The sequence below is a fragment of the Emergencia timonensis genome, from assembly GCF_900086585.1.
Taxonomy (GTDB): Bacteria; Bacillota; Clostridia; order Peptostreptococcales; family Anaerovoracaceae; genus Senimuribacter; species Senimuribacter timonensis.
The window spans coordinates 127,536-140,991 of record NZ_FLKM01000009.1 but is presented as its reverse complement, the minus strand read 5'-3'; the positions used below and the strand labels follow the sequence as shown (position 1 = coordinate 140,991).

14 protein-coding genes are annotated in these 13,456 nt (G+C 48.6%); all 14 read right to left on the bottom strand.

What is annotated here, in order from left to right:
- Nucleotides 1-4: 4 nt before the first annotated feature.
- Entirely contained in the window at nucleotides 5-1,276 is a 1,272-nt protein-coding gene (locus tag BN6539_RS11595) for a hydroxymethylglutaryl-CoA reductase, degradative (RefSeq protein WP_067538548.1), read from the bottom strand.
- Nucleotides 1,263-1,709: an aconitase X swivel domain-containing protein gene (locus tag BN6539_RS11590; RefSeq protein WP_067538546.1), complete on the bottom strand. Its 447-nt coding sequence runs from the start codon at nucleotides 1,707-1,709 to the stop codon at nucleotides 1,263-1,265. Before BN6539_RS11590 ends, BN6539_RS11595 begins: the two co-directional genes overlap by 14 nt.
- A gap of 3 nt (nucleotides 1,710-1,712) precedes the next feature.
- A complete protein-coding gene (locus BN6539_RS11585; RefSeq protein WP_067538543.1) occupies nucleotides 1,713-2,963 on the bottom strand; it encodes an aconitase X in 1,251 nt (416 codons plus the stop codon).
- 610 nt (nucleotides 2,964-3,573) lie between these two features.
- Nucleotides 3,574-5,139 carry a sigma-54 interaction domain-containing protein gene (locus tag BN6539_RS11575; RefSeq protein WP_242869405.1) on the bottom strand — a complete coding sequence of 522 codons (1,566 nt, stop codon included), beginning with the start codon at nucleotides 5,137-5,139 and terminating at the stop codon, nucleotides 3,574-3,576.
- Between the two features lie 604 nt (nucleotides 5,140-5,743).
- On the bottom strand, nucleotides 5,744-6,388 hold the full coding sequence (locus BN6539_RS11570) for a helix-turn-helix domain-containing protein (protein ID WP_067538536.1): 645 nt from the start codon (nucleotides 6,386-6,388) through the stop codon (nucleotides 5,744-5,746).
- Nucleotides 6,369-7,046, bottom strand: a complete 678-nt coding sequence (locus BN6539_RS11565; RefSeq protein ID WP_067538532.1) for a DUF3990 domain-containing protein — start codon at nucleotides 7,044-7,046, stop codon at nucleotides 6,369-6,371. The genes BN6539_RS11570 and BN6539_RS11565 overlap by 20 nt, the downstream gene beginning before the upstream one ends.
- Before the next feature lie 94 nt (nucleotides 7,047-7,140).
- On the bottom strand, nucleotides 7,141-7,332 hold the full coding sequence (locus tag BN6539_RS23235; protein WP_330385083.1) for a hypothetical protein: 192 nt from the start codon (nucleotides 7,330-7,332) through the stop codon (nucleotides 7,141-7,143).
- Between the two features lie 33 nt (nucleotides 7,333-7,365).
- A complete protein-coding gene (locus BN6539_RS23230; RefSeq protein ID WP_330385082.1) occupies nucleotides 7,366-7,851 on the bottom strand; it encodes an ATP-binding protein in 486 nt (161 codons plus the stop codon).
- Between the two features lie 60 nt (nucleotides 7,852-7,911).
- A complete protein-coding gene (locus tag BN6539_RS23225) occupies nucleotides 7,912-8,034 on the bottom strand; it encodes a hypothetical protein (RefSeq protein WP_408606578.1) in 123 nt (40 codons plus the stop codon).
- Between the two features lie 253 nt (nucleotides 8,035-8,287).
- Nucleotides 8,288-8,980 carry a V-type ATP synthase subunit D gene (locus tag BN6539_RS11555; protein WP_067538529.1) on the bottom strand — a complete coding sequence of 231 codons (693 nt, stop codon included), beginning with the start codon at nucleotides 8,978-8,980 and terminating at the stop codon, nucleotides 8,288-8,290.
- A gap of 10 nt (nucleotides 8,981-8,990) precedes the next feature.
- Entirely contained in the window at nucleotides 8,991-10,358 is a 1,368-nt protein-coding gene (locus BN6539_RS11550; protein ID WP_067538526.1) for a V-type ATP synthase subunit B, read from the bottom strand.
- Entirely contained in the window at nucleotides 10,351-12,129 is a 1,779-nt protein-coding gene (locus BN6539_RS11545; RefSeq protein ID WP_067538522.1) for a V-type ATP synthase subunit A, read from the bottom strand. Before BN6539_RS11545 ends, BN6539_RS11550 begins: the two co-directional genes overlap by 8 nt.
- Entirely contained in the window at nucleotides 12,130-12,453 is a 324-nt protein-coding gene (locus BN6539_RS11540) for a V-type ATP synthase subunit F (RefSeq protein WP_067538519.1), read from the bottom strand.
- Entirely contained in the window at nucleotides 12,446-13,453 is a 1,008-nt protein-coding gene (locus tag BN6539_RS11535; RefSeq protein WP_067538516.1) for a V-type ATPase subunit, read from the bottom strand. The genes BN6539_RS11540 and BN6539_RS11535 overlap by 8 nt, the downstream gene beginning before the upstream one ends.
- Nucleotides 13,454-13,456: the final 3 nt, after the last annotated feature.

Sequence of the window (13,456 nt, the reverse complement as noted above, 5' to 3'; positions counted from 1 at the left end):
GTCTTTATTTCGTCTTGCCTTCGAGTTCTTCCATGATTTCTTTCGCCCGATCGATGCGGACTGCTTTTTCTTCGACCATCTGCTGTATGACTGCATCCGCCATATCCTGTGGAACACCTGCCATGGCAGCTACATTTTTTGCATGGAGCGACATATGTCCCCGCTGAATACCTTCTGTGGCCAGTGCCTTCATCGCGCCCAGGTTCTGTGCCAGGCCGACGCAGGCAATTACCTCACCCAGCTCCAAAGCGGATTGGACGCCCAAAATTTTAACGGCCAGCTTCGCCACCGGATGTACCTTCGTGGCACCGCCCACCAGACCGACAGCCATAGGCAGTTCAATGGTTCCCACTAAATTGCCGCCTGCCGTCTTTTCCCAAGTGGTCAGCGTCGTGTAAGCCCCTGTTCTCGCAGCATAAGCATGGGCACCGGATTCGATGGCTCTGGTATCGTTACCTGTCGCCAAAACCACTGCATCGATGCCGTTCATAATCCCCTTGTTGTGCGTTGCCGCCCTGTAGGGATCTGCCGCGGCAAAGGCGTAGGCGGAGATGATTCCATCTACCACAGCTTCCCCACCCAGCTTTTCCTGATCGATTTCCACTCTCGCTCTGGCAAGTCTTTGGTCGGCCAGATTGGACAAAATTCGCAGATAAACTTTCCCTCCTGTCAGGTTCTCGATCATAGGCGCCAGTGCTTCTGCCATCGTATTGACGGTATTGGCTCCCATGGCATCTCTTGTGTCCACCAGGATATGTGTAATCACCATCTTCCCAAGTCCCGATTCGACAATTCTCACATCCAGATCCTTCATGCCACCACCCATCTGAACGAGAAGCGGATCTTTCTCGTTGGCCGCCCTGATTAAGGCTTCTCTCTTTTCCAAAATCTTCAGTCTCGCCGCGTATACGTCGCTCACATAGGCAGCCTGGATCTGTGCAATCATCACAGCTCCGGTGTTAGAAGTCCGAAAGCCGCCATCAGCCCTGCAGATTCTCGCCATATTGCTGGCGGCGGCAATCACAGAGGGTTCCTCCGTCGCCATGGGAATCAAGTAGTCTTTTCCATTGATACAGAAATTCACTGCGACGCCCAAGGGAATCGGCATGATGCCGATGGCGTTTTCAATCATCCGGTCTGCTTCTTTCAGACTCAGCGCACCGTCTCGGCGGAGCATCTCCTTCTCGCCCTCTGTCAGCGCTGCAAAATCAGCCACCTCATTTAAGCGATCTGTACCACTCAATTTATAGAAACCGCTGTATTTACTCGTCTTCATCTATTGCTCCCTCCATTACCTCTATGGTGTCTTCCGGCGGATTGACCCTGACGATATCTCCTGTTTTGATCTTCTTTGTGACATCACATGCAAATCGGTCCATCATCGGTATTTCTTTGCTGTAGAATTTTTCGGAGAGAATGCCGCCAGTCGCTGTGATAATTTCGCTGTCATTAAAGAGAATCGCCTTCGGTGCGCAGCCGCATCTGGCCAGTTCCAGGATAATGGCAGCGCCTACCGTCGATCCTCTCCCTTCTGGATATATGAGGATCTTATCTTTGATGCTCTCGCCGTATAAATCATGCCATTGATCGATAACAATTCCGGTTTTCGGATTGACGCCGCCGAAGAACCCAAATGGCATCTTTGATACCAGGGCTTTACCCGTCACGGCGCCGCCGCCTACGACAGTGCGGCCTTTATATACTTTCATCTTTTACGCCTCCTTTGTCCAGACATGTCCGCAAACTGCCGATTCCACGCACTCCTCTGCGCTGCCGAAGACCATTTCCGTTCCGCATTCCATCGGCCCATAATGTACGCACTTGCCGGAATCCGTCATCATCACCTTGAACCCCCACTCCGCAATAGGCGAGATGATCATGCAGGTTTCTGCTCTGATTGTAATGCCCAGACCTTCCAGTTCCTCTCGAATGCCCATTTTCTCTGCCAGGGCGATAGCGGCAGAATTTGCATAAATCCACATGGCAACGCCGTCGCTCACCCTGCGTCCGCGCAGCAGTTTTTGCACAGTAATGATTTCATTGATGGTGTAATGGGGACATCCAAGCGCTACAATATCGACATTTTTCCCCTTATGTGTATTCATCTTCTCTCTTGTTTCCAGTAAATCCTTTTCTGTAAATGCAATCGTCTCCTGCGGGCGGTTGCCGCCAAAGGCTTCTTCCAGAGTTCTCGCTTCTGGGGTAATACCCACTATATGGAGAAGCGCTACAGACCCTGAAGCTGCTGCCGCCGCACATAATGCCTTAAGTTCTTCCGTATCAGGGGTTCCCAACATACCGACTACTACTCCGATACGATTTCCTAAGAGTTGCCCCAGCCTGAATCCAAGAGCCGGATATTCCCAAGCCTGCAACGGTCTATCCATTCTGAGGTCTATCAATACCTGTCCTCGCCGCTCCTCCGCAAGATGCAGCCCCACTTCCGGAGCAAGTCCCAGAATGCCGCAGCAGATGTCAACTATGGCTGCTTGTCTATTCGTTCTGGCGCCGAGGACTGTATTGGCAAAGGCAACCGCACTGGATTCTGACCAGGCTACGTTTTCGCCGAACTTCGGCATGTTGAATCCATAATACGGCGTGCAGGTCCACACGGGAATCACCCCCAATCGGTTTACCGCCGCTTCTAATCTCTTCTGCATGACCGCGTATTCTTTTGGCGTTTTTGCGCCTTCCCAGTCCTCCGCATCCATTCCGTAAGGATCTATGGTAGTCGGGACGGAGAATCTGCCGCCCATATCGGCGATTCGTTCTGCCGCTTCTACGCCAGCATCAAAAGCGCTCTTGTATGCGTGCAATACCAAATGTACACTTTGGATTGGAATCAGCCTTTGCGCGCCAAACCCCTCTCCAACCTTTACCAGGATTTCCATCGCCAGTTTCCGTGCCGGACCTTCGTTTCCGTCCAGTATGTTCTGTTGCTGCGGCGTTAATTGTAACGTCATCGTATTCACAACTCCTTTCTCTGATCTCTACTCACTATAAACGCAACAAGTGTGCCAAGAGATCTTCCCACGGCAAACGCATAAAAACATTTGCGCCTTCATTTTCATTTTTCTGACCGTTACTTGCACTTTTTTTGATTATGGTAAACCAATCCGCCTTCATTTTTGAGTTCTGGCTTTGTACTTGCGCGCAGGAGAAAAATCCGACCGATTTTAAAGACATTCGCCCTTTTATCCAACGGGTTTTGATCAGATTATTCCATATAATTCCTTATATGGCAGTCTTTGTAGAGGAAATCCAGTGTTTGCAAAGGGAGTAGCGCCAGTAAACTTAATAAAAACAAGAATGAAGGCGGAAATGCGGACATGGGCAGCGTTTTGTGCCACCATGCCACGCTTTTTGTGGAATGAAGGCGTGTCAATTCATCTCATGTGTTTTCCGGGTCACCATCAACACGGCAGCAGATATAAGTTTAACTTTATTGTCCCCGATTGCTGCTTCTTGCATAGATTCTACTTTCCCCAAGAAAAATAGTGCCAAAAAAGACACTGGTGTCAAACAAGGCACTTTTCATTGCCATATTTGACACCAGTGTAATCTCTGACACCTTTATTCATCCTGCAGTTTTCTGTAAAAAGTTCTACGGCTGATTCCCAGCTTCTTTATCGCCAGATCGCGATTCCCGTCACAGCTTTCGACGGCGGCTCTGATCAACCGCTGCTCATAACGTCTGACTGCTTCTGCAAAGGAAACCTCTTCAAGGAGAAAGCTGTTTTGCAGGTCATCGATCAGACTCTCTTCGCAGACATCCTGACTGCTTTCACTCTTATATAGCGCCAGCGGTACAGACCTGACAGTGCCGTCCTCATCCGTCATGATGACCATTGACTCGACGTAATTCTGCAATTGCCTCACGTTGCCCGGCCATTCATACGCTTCAAATTGATGGTAAGCTTCCGGTGAGATTGAAATATGTTTCTTGTACTTTTCATTGTTTTTCTGCAGAAAGTGATTGATTAACGGGATGATATCCTCTTTTCGTTCCCGCAGCGGAGGCACCGTAATGCCGACCACATTGAGACGGAAATACAAATCCTGCCTGAACTGTTTTGCTTTGATCATTTCTTCCAGGTTCTGATTGGTCGCTGCGATAATTCGCACATCTACAGAGATACTCTTACTGCCGCCGACTCTCTCTATCTCGCCCTCCTGCAACGCCCTGAGCAGTTTCGCCTGCATGGCATAGGGCATATCTCCGATTTCATCGAGAAAAAGCGTCCCCTCATGAGCCAGCTCAAATTTGCCCAGCTTGCCGCCCTTTCGCGATCCCGTAAACGCGCCGTCTTCGTAGCCGAAAAGTTCACTCTCAATCAGGCTGTCAGGTATTGCTGCGCAGTTTACAGTGATGAGCGGTTTGCCGCTGCGATGACTGTTTTCGTGAATCAGCCTGGTGATGACTTCCTTGCCGACGCCGCTTTCCCCTCTGATCAGTACAGAAGCATCGGTATTTGCAATGGTCAGAGCTTTGTCGAGCACTTTATCATAGACTGGGCTTCTGCGCACGATTTTCAGATGGCTGAGGGACTGTTTTTCGTTGAGCTGATTGCCGTACTCCCGAGCGATTCCCGCCATTCTGTGAAACTCCTGGTTTAGCTTGTCAAACTCACTGACGTCTTGAAAGATAGAATAAGCGCCCTTGATCTTTCCATTTTTTACGATGGGATAAATCCGCATGGCGACAAACTTCCCTACAGAGTGAATCAACTGCCTGTTGCGGTAAATCGGCTCCCCCGTTTCCAAGACCTTTAGGAGGATGGCATCTGGTTCTACGACATGCAGGTTCCGGCCAATGGTCTTTCGTTCCGACACGCCGACGATGCGGCTGTATGCCTCGTTCTCGAAACAGATGCGGCCTTCAGCGTCCACAGCGATGACACCGTCGTCCAGCTTGTCCAGGATATCGCTCAGATGCAGTCTCTGTGACGCCTCGATCAAATACAGCAGATCTGCGGTTCTCATCTCACCGACTTTCTTTTCGTTTTCGTCGCGGACTTCCAGCTTCTGCGTATCCCTGATGCCCTTAGGATTGATATCGGATACCAGCTGACTGGCGTAGATATGGTGTTCTAATCGTTTCTCGTCCACATTGGTTCTCATGATCCTACTGATTAACATGATGACAGCCGCCTTTCTTTGCAGTTTCAATCGGTTCTATCTCTTATGATAACAAATAAAGCAATTTATATGCCAATTTAAAAACTGAGAGAAGGCCCTACCGCCGATTCAGAAAAGTACGCATGAGATAAAAAACATAGAAATGACGGAATCAAGATTTCTATTTCCTATGTTATAAGCAAAGAACCTGTTGAAATGTAATGCGTTTTCGAAAATGTCTATTCTATTTGAATGGGAGCATATAGGGGATAGGGGTATACGATGGGCATTTTGTACGATAAAGTTAGGTTTTTTGATGCTGTCTAACGAATCCCGCGTAACTCTATGACAGTATCAGAAGTCATTTCCTTCGAAAACAGTCCTGATTGCTCACTGAATCTGTGAATATACGGCATGTGGTTACTTTTATGGATTGTGGGCGGCATTTGAGACACTGGAATTGATACAAAAAGTAACCGGAACCAGACATACCCCCTGCCGATGCTCCAATATCGTAATCTGGTTACGCAGGGAATACTCGGATATAGCCAAAAAGCCTAACCTTATTGGAGCAGGCACAATCTTTAATTAAAAAGTCCATTTGCAGAGCGTTACAACTTGTAACTTATTCGCATTTTTCTATTAAATCCTCAACCTCACAACACAGGACTTTCGCCAACATGATAAGGCGTTCTGCCATCGCTTTGTTGATGCTCTTCTGTCTCTGCTCATACTGCTGAATGGTACGCAGTGGAACGCCAGCAAGTTCCGCAAGTTCACGCTGGCTCAGCCCTGCTTTTTGACGCAGTAACTTAAGATTGGTTTCAGGTTTTGCTGCTTTATACATTGCATTTACCTTGTCAACAAACTGTCGAATATCCATTTCATGATAGGGCCAATAGAGTGCCCTGATATCTTTGATTGGTACGTGCTTCACAATCTCCGCGAAGCTCATCGCAGTCGCCCACTGATAATATGCAAGCGCCCAGCCAATCCAGTATTCCACACTGCGGCCGACAGTATAATTTGGTTTGATGCGTTCGCATTCAATATTGGATTGTTCCAGAACTACGTATGCAAGCTCAATACCGGACATACCTGCCAGCAACGTAAAATCCCCGCTTTCGAACCGCGATGCAACTTTTGATTTGATGAAAAGGTCAAAAAAAACAGCAATATCATACGCAAGGTCATACACTGCAAAGTCCAGCATACGACCAAGAGCGGTGCGAGCTTTATCAAGATAAACCTTATCGTAAGCGCAAATCATCAGGCATCATCTCCTCATCCATTATTTGTGTGATATACAGATCATCGCGCTGGCGTCCGCCCCGTTCTACACTGAAATACTCTCTTCGGGCAGTCTGATCACGCAGCATTTTCCTAGCGTGCCACTCGTCACTTTCAACGGCTTCACTGCCAACAAATCTGATCTGGTCAAATGCGTTCTTACTCTTGAGAACAAACTGCCATCCAAGCCTGCCGAGGTGCATGGCGTTGTTAAGCTGCCGGTAGGAAATCGTGCCGTTAATAAAATCCTGCGCAAAAGAAAAATAGCTGTCATCTGCGCGATAACCAATGATTGCATCGTAGTTTTCGTAATTAATAGCGAATTTAGCAAGCAAATAGTCCTTTGCCTCCAAAGCCAGCCCGGAGGGTACATCAAACTCACGGTTTTGCATCAAAATCGTAATCCAATGCAAAATGCAGTATTCCTGCGAGTTCAAGTTGAGGATTCGCAGATTGCTGCATTCGATCTCGTAGCAATTGGCATAGCCATCCTGATCTTTTCCAACGCTCCATTCCTTTGCCATAGCAAGGCTGTCGGTACAGTAAAATCCCAGGCCGTAGTCATTATATGGCTTGCCAAATCCAAATACAGGCTTCTCAATGATACTCGAGGAACCATGATAGAGTTTCTTAATCATAGACATATCATCTCCATTCTCCGCCTATATTATACTCCTTCAGGAGTATAATTGCAACGTAAATAGGTCATCGATCAGCAGCTAACTTTTAATATTAATCACTTAACAAAAAATCCGCTAAATGAACAATTTTAACGCTGTTGATATTTCCTGCGGCCAATTCGTCCAGCGTTACCACATATTTCGGATAATGGTCTCTGATTTCAAGAAGATTGGCAACCTCCCGATCAGCTTCTTCTGGCAGCCTGCGACACGCCTGGACATAAATACGCTCCTCACGCCGCACCGCAACAAGGTCTATCTCTTTCGTTTCGTTTTTTCAGACATAGACCTCATAACCTCTGCGGCGCAGTTCAAAGTAGACGATGTTTTCAAGCATTGCTGCAACAGACTTAGGATTGAAGCCCATGATACAGTATTTGAGAGAAGAATCAGCAAGATAGAATTTTTCCTGGGTTTTCAATATAGATTTACCCTGCAAATCATATCTCCGGCAGCGATAAATAACAAATGCCTTCTCCAGCCAGCTCAAATAGTTGTACACCGCCTCAATAGACAGTGAACGCCCCTCGCTCTTCAAAAACTTTGCAATCGCGTTAGCTGAAAAAGTCTTGCCTACATTTTCAACAATATACTTTACAACGCGGTTGAACAGATCAAAGTTCATAATATTATGCCGTCTCGTAATATCATTGGTAATTACAGAACTGTAAATCCCCTCTACAATTTGATAAGCCGCGCGTTCATCAAAATTACCGAGTGTCACGATCGAAAAACCGCTCAATCGCAGATATTCATTTAACAATTCTTTTGGAGAACGAGAATCGAAATTTTTAAATTCCAGATATTCGGCAAAAGACAGTGTTTAGACCGGAATGGAGATATATCGTCCCGTTAAATAGGTGGAAATTTCGCTCGACATCAATTTGGAATTGGAACCCGCCACATAAATATCGGTGTCAGCATTTCCAAGAAAGTTTTTACTCATAATCCGCAAAAACTTCCCTAACTCCGAGAGTTTTTAGAATTGCGAGCAAAAAGTGGCTTCGCCACTCCGCTAGGGAACCCTAGGTTCCCTTCGGCGCTTGCTACGCAAGCTGAGCACCCTCCTGAAGGCGGCGAGGGGAATCCCCTCTGCACACCCCCTTTTTGTTTAATAGGAAATCAATATCTCCTATTAAACAAAAAGAGCTGCTTCAACCGAAGCAGCTCTTCTCAATCTTTCAAGGTATTTTGTAACTTTATTCTGCGAAGCGTTCTATCGCTTCTTCGTCGTGCTCACGCTTCTCTTCGATGGCTTCTTTCAGCATCATGTCTTTGACCTTCATCAGTCTGGTCTGGTTTCCACGCTCGTTTTCATCAAGTTTCATGGTGATGTACTTGATGGTCATCTCAAGCTGCGGAATCATGACGTACTCCAAAGCGTTGACCCTGCGGCGGGTCTTCTCCAGCTCCGCCGCCAGCAGCGCCGTCTCTTTTTCCTTAGCGGCCAGATCCAGCAGCATCGGAAACAGGTCCGCCAGTTCGGAGATAGCGTTATCCAGTTCTCCAGATGTACGGGCAAAACCGTAGGGAAAGATGTTGGTCGGGTCTTCTGCCGTCGTCTTGAAGGTGAACACCGGCACGTCTACACTCATGATGTTCTTGTTGCCGACATCGAGGATGACTCCCTGTTTGGGGAACATCAGAGATTCCTCCATGACCTCCTGGCTCATGATGGCGCTGGCTACAGTGAAGTTCTTGTAGACCTTGGCGAGGCTCTTTTCCACTTCTTGGCGGAGCCTGCCGTTTTCTCGTGCCAGCTCCAGGAAGTTCTTCATCAGTTCGTCGCGCTTATCCTTCATCAGCTTGTGACCGCGGGTTGCCGTCTTCAGACGTTTTTTCAGCGAAGTGAGCATCATCCTGGTAGGATTTACATTCATTCTTTCTGCCATAGCAACTCACCTACCCTAAATATTTCTCGATATACTCGTCTCTGATTCTCTTGAGTTCACTCTTCGGAAGCAGCTTCAGCAGCTCCCATCCTAAGTTCAATGTGTCTTCAATGCTTCGATCCGTCTCATAGCCTTGATTTACATACTGCTTTTCAAACTGCTGGCTGAATTTGGCGTACATCAGGTCGATGTCCGTCAAAGCGGCTTCACCGAGAATGGTCATCAGTTCCAGACACTCTTTGCCGCGGGCATAGGCTGCGAAGAGCTGGTTCATGGTATCAGCATGGTCTTCTCTCGTCTTGCCCTTGCCGATTCCCTTGTCCTTCAGACGGGACAGAGACGGCAGTACGTCAATCGGCGGTTTGATGCCCTTTCTGAACAGTTCGCGAGAGAGGATGATCTGTCCCTCTGTGATATATCCGGTCAGGTCCGGAATCGGATGGGTCTTATCGTCTTCTGGCATAGTCAGAATCGGAATCATCGTGATAGAACCGTCCGTGTCCCTCTTTCTGCCAGCTCTCTCGTACATGGTGGCGAGGTCTGTATAAAGGTAGCCAGGATAGCCGCGGCGTCCCGGTACTTCCTTACGAGCGGCGGACACCTCACGCAGCGCTTCTGCATAGTTGGTGATGTCTGTCAAAATGACCAGCACGTGCATGCCCAGGTCAAAAGCCAGGTATTCCGCTGCGGTCAGCGCCATACGCGGCGTTGCGATACGCTCTACCGCCGGGTCGTTGGCCAGGTTCATGAACATGACAGTTCTGTCGATGGCGCCCGTGCGCCGGAAGTCCGATGCGAAGAAGTCCGCTTCTTCGTAGGTGATACCGATGGCTGCAAAGACGACGGCGAAGTTGCTTTCGCCACCGATAACCTTGGCCTGACGGGCGATCTGCGCCGCCAGTTCCGCATGGGGCAGACCGGAGCCCGAGAAAATTGGCAGCTTCTGTCCTCTTACCAGCGTATTCAATCCGTCGATGGCCGATACGCCAGTTTGAATGAACTCAGCCGGATAGTCTCTGGCCGCCGGGTTCATCGGCAGTCCGTTGGTATCCATCTTCTTGACGGCAATGATGTCAGGTCCTCCGTCCATCGGTCTTCCCATACCGTCAAAGACTCTGCCCAGCATTTCCGGCGATACGCCCAGCTGGGTACCCTTGCCTAAGAATTTAACGGAACTTTCTTTCAGGTTGATGCCGGCGGAACTCTCAAAGAGCTGTACCAGGGCATCGCTTCCGTTGATTTCAAGAACCTTGCAGAGTCGTTTTTCTCCGCTGGGGAGAATAATCTCTCCAAGTTCATCGTAAGTTACATCATTCACATTTTTGACAAGCATCAGAGGACCTGCAACTTCCGATATTGTCTTATATTCTTTAATCATCGTCCTCAGCCTCCTTACTGATCAAATCTGCGATTTCTTTCTTCATCTCTGCCAGTGTTTCTTCATAGGCAGCGTCGATTTTCTCTTCTTCCACGTATTTAAATCTGCCGATGGTCTCTCTCACCGCCATGCCTGCCACCTGATTGAAAGGCGCGCCCTTGCTGATGGCATCCTTTGCCAGATTGTAGTAGGCAATAATCAGTTTCAGCATCTTGAACTGCTTATTCAGTGAGGAATAGGTATCGATTTCGTGGAAAGAGTTCTGGTGCAGATAGTCCTCACGAATGGATTTGCACGCCTCCAGCTTGATTCTGTCTTCGAAGGACAGCGCATCCACGCCGACCAGCTGTACGATTTCGTCTAGTTCCGCTTCGTCCTGCAGCAGGACCAAAGCCTGGCTTCTGAGCTGCGGAAATTCTTTGCTGACGTTTTCTTCATACCACTGGGTCAGTCTGTCGATATAGAGAGAGTAACTCTGCAGCCAGTTGATAGCTGGAAAATGTCTCTTATACGCCAATGAGGAATCCAGACACCAGAATACCTTTACGATACGAAGGGTCGCCTGGGATACTGGCTCGGAGATATCTCCTCCCGGAGGGGATACGGCGCCGATGGCCGACAGTGCGCCGACTCTTCCATTTGCACCCAGCGAAACCACACGGCCAGCTCTTTCGTAGAACTGGGCAAGTCTGGAACCCAGGTATGCCGGATATCCTTCTTCACCAGGCATCTCCTCGAGACGGCCGCTCATCTCACGCAGGGCTTCTGCCCATCTGGAGGTGGAGTCCGCCATCAGAGCTACAGAATAACCCATGTCTCTGAAATATTCTGCGATGGTGATACCGGTATAGATAGAAGCTTCACGGGCAGCTACTGGCATGTCGGAGGTATTGGCGATCAATACAGTCCTCTTCATCAGAGACTCGCCGGAACGAGGGTCCTTCAGTTCCGGGAACTCCATCAATACGTCTGTCATCTCATTGCCGCGCTCTCCGCAGCCGATGTAAACTACGATGTCCGCGTCAGCCCATTTTGCCAGCTGATGCTGGGTAACCGTCTTTCCTGAACCGAATGGTCCCGGAATCGCAGCCACGCCGCCCTTTGCAATGGGAAACAGGGTGTCGATGACACGCTGTCCTGTGATCAGCGGCATTTCTGGCACTAACTTCTCTTTGTATGGGCGGCCGCGTCTGACAGGCCATTTCTGCATCATGGTCAGATCTGCAACAGATCCGTCCTCTTTTTTTACACTGCAGACCACTTCTTCCACGGTGAATTCGCCGGCCTGGATGTTTTCAACAGTTCCTTTGATTCCATAAGGCACCATGATTTTCTGCTCTACAACGACCGTTTCCTGGACCGTACCGATGATATCGCCGGCCTCCACACTGTCTCCAGCCTTTACAGCCGGCTCAAACTTCCATTTTCTCTCTCTGTCGAGAGCCGGTACATTGATACCTCTGGTGATATTAGAGCCGACCTGCGCTCTCATGGCTTCCAGCGGCCTCTGAATACCGTCGTACATGGTTTCTATCAGTCCAGGTCCCAGCTCTACAGAAAGCTGCGCGCCAGTCGATACCACTGGAGCGCCGGGTCCAATACCGGCAGTTTCCTCGTATACCTGGATGGAGGCCATGTCGCCTCTCATTTCTATTATTTCGCCAATCAGTCCAAGATCACCTACGCGCACGACGTCAAACATGTCGGCGTCTTCCATGCCGGATGCGACGACCAGTGGTCCTGATACCTTAACGATTTTTCCCTGACTCATCTACTTTTCACCTCCAAATAGTATGTCTGCGCCCACAGCACGCTCGACGGACTTTCTGACACTGTCCATTCCCGTACCCGATGCCCCTTCTTTGCCGGGGATCGGAATAATCGCTGGAAGTCTTGAGTCCTTGTATTTATCAATATCCTTCACCATATCAGCAGCCAGACCTTCCGTAATATAGATAATCGCGTATTCGTCCTTAGCCAGCTGATGAAGGATTTTCTTTGCTTCGTCACTTTGGCTGCAAGGGTGTACGTCCAGCCCCACGGCTTTAAAACCTAGGACCGAGTCCCTCTCGCCTATTACACCTATTTTATACATATGGCTCCCTCAATCTTTCACTGATTTGTTCAGCCGATGAACCGATCAGAATCCCGGTCAGGATGATCCTCAGATTGTCGATTTCCAGCTCCTTTGCATACCAGTAACCTGCGATAGGAACGATACCGAAGGTTTCATACTTTGCCTTCTTATTATATTCCATCATCTGGTTATCGCACAGCTTCTCAAAGAGGTTGAAATCACCTGTCTCTTTGATTTCCTTGCCCCCCTCTGCCATAGCCTCTTTCAGCCCATAGACAGCCAGTTTATCTGCAATCTGTGCAAAGGGTTCCTCGTAGCTTGCAATAAAGAACTGCTCACTGATATTGCCTCCCTCCAAAAAAACTTTTTGGAAGAAGGACCATGGCTTTTCAATCTGTCTCAGCCTGACAAATGTCTTCAAATTCAGAATATCGATCTGAAGTTTTACAATTCCGATCAGAAAGTCCTCACCTGTCTCTTCTGCGGCCTTCAGCATATCCTTGTAACACGCCTTATCCAGGATGATATCGATTTCCTGAGGATCACCGCCTCGACTGAAGAGATCTGTTGCCTCGATGATGGCGTGTTTCATGTTGACGGGCATGAACATGTAGTTTCTGTCCCTGACCATGGCCACCACCTTCATCCAATCGATATCGCCTGTGGAAACCAGATAAGTGTCGTCGGGGGTAATTCCGAGAAACTCTGACTTCAGACAGACCTTGACGTTGTGATAGTCATAAGGAAACAGACAGAGCGCCAGCTCTTTTCTATCCGGAAGGGTATCGTAGATCAAGTTGAAATGCTTGTTCTGCTCCCTCCTGATAAAAGCTTCCACATCGCCCTCGTGAAGTTCTTTGGCTTCGCCGTATCCGAACTCCTGCAGAACTGCTTCTGCAGCGTCCAGATCTTTGCATGAAGCCAGCCTCATCATATCCTGCCAGCTCATCAGATTCCTCGTGTAACTTCCTATATATGCGTCTGCAAAGGTGTATTCTTCTGTTTTACGCTTTGCCATAGA

What these genes read in the sequence shown, in the direction of transcription:
- BN6539_RS11595 (WP_067538548.1), bottom strand. Translation starts at nt 1,276, where the DNA reads ATGAAGACGAGTAAATACAGCGGTTTCTATAAATTGAGTGGTACAGAT.
- BN6539_RS11590 (WP_067538546.1), bottom strand. Translation starts at nt 1,709, where the DNA reads ATGAAAGTATATAAAGGCCGCACTGTCGTAGGCGGCGGCGCCGTGACG.
- BN6539_RS11585 (WP_067538543.1), bottom strand. Translation starts at nt 2,963, where the DNA reads ATGACGTTACAATTAACGCCGCAGCAACAGAACATACTGGACGGAAAC.
- BN6539_RS11575 (WP_242869405.1), bottom strand. Translation starts at nt 5,139, where the DNA reads ATGTTAATCAGTAGGATCATGAGAACCAATGTGGACGAGAAACGATTA.
- BN6539_RS11570 (WP_067538536.1), bottom strand. Translation starts at nt 6,388, where the DNA reads ATGATTTGCGCTTACGATAAGGTTTATCTTGATAAAGCTCGCACCGCT.
- BN6539_RS11565 (WP_067538532.1), bottom strand. Translation starts at nt 7,046, where the DNA reads ATGATTAAGAAACTCTATCATGGTTCCTCGAGTATCATTGAGAAGCCT.
- BN6539_RS23225 (WP_408606578.1), bottom strand. Translation starts at nt 8,034, where the DNA reads ATGAGTAAAAACTTTCTTGGAAATGCTGACACCGATATTTATGTGGCG.
- BN6539_RS11555 (WP_067538529.1), bottom strand. Translation starts at nt 8,980, where the DNA reads ATGGCAGAAAGAATGAATGTAAATCCTACCAGGATGATGCTCACTTCG.
- BN6539_RS11550 (WP_067538526.1), bottom strand. Translation starts at nt 10,358, where the DNA reads ATGATTAAAGAATATAAGACAATATCGGAAGTTGCAGGTCCTCTGATG.
- BN6539_RS11545 (WP_067538522.1), bottom strand. Translation starts at nt 12,129, where the DNA reads ATGAGTCAGGGAAAAATCGTTAAGGTATCAGGACCACTGGTCGTCGCA.
- BN6539_RS11540 (WP_067538519.1), bottom strand. Translation starts at nt 12,453, where the DNA reads ATGTATAAAATAGGTGTAATAGGCGAGAGGGACTCGGTCCTAGGTTTT.
- BN6539_RS11535 (WP_067538516.1), bottom strand. Translation starts at nt 13,453, where the DNA reads ATGGCAAAGCGTAAAACAGAAGAATACACCTTTGCAGACGCATATATA.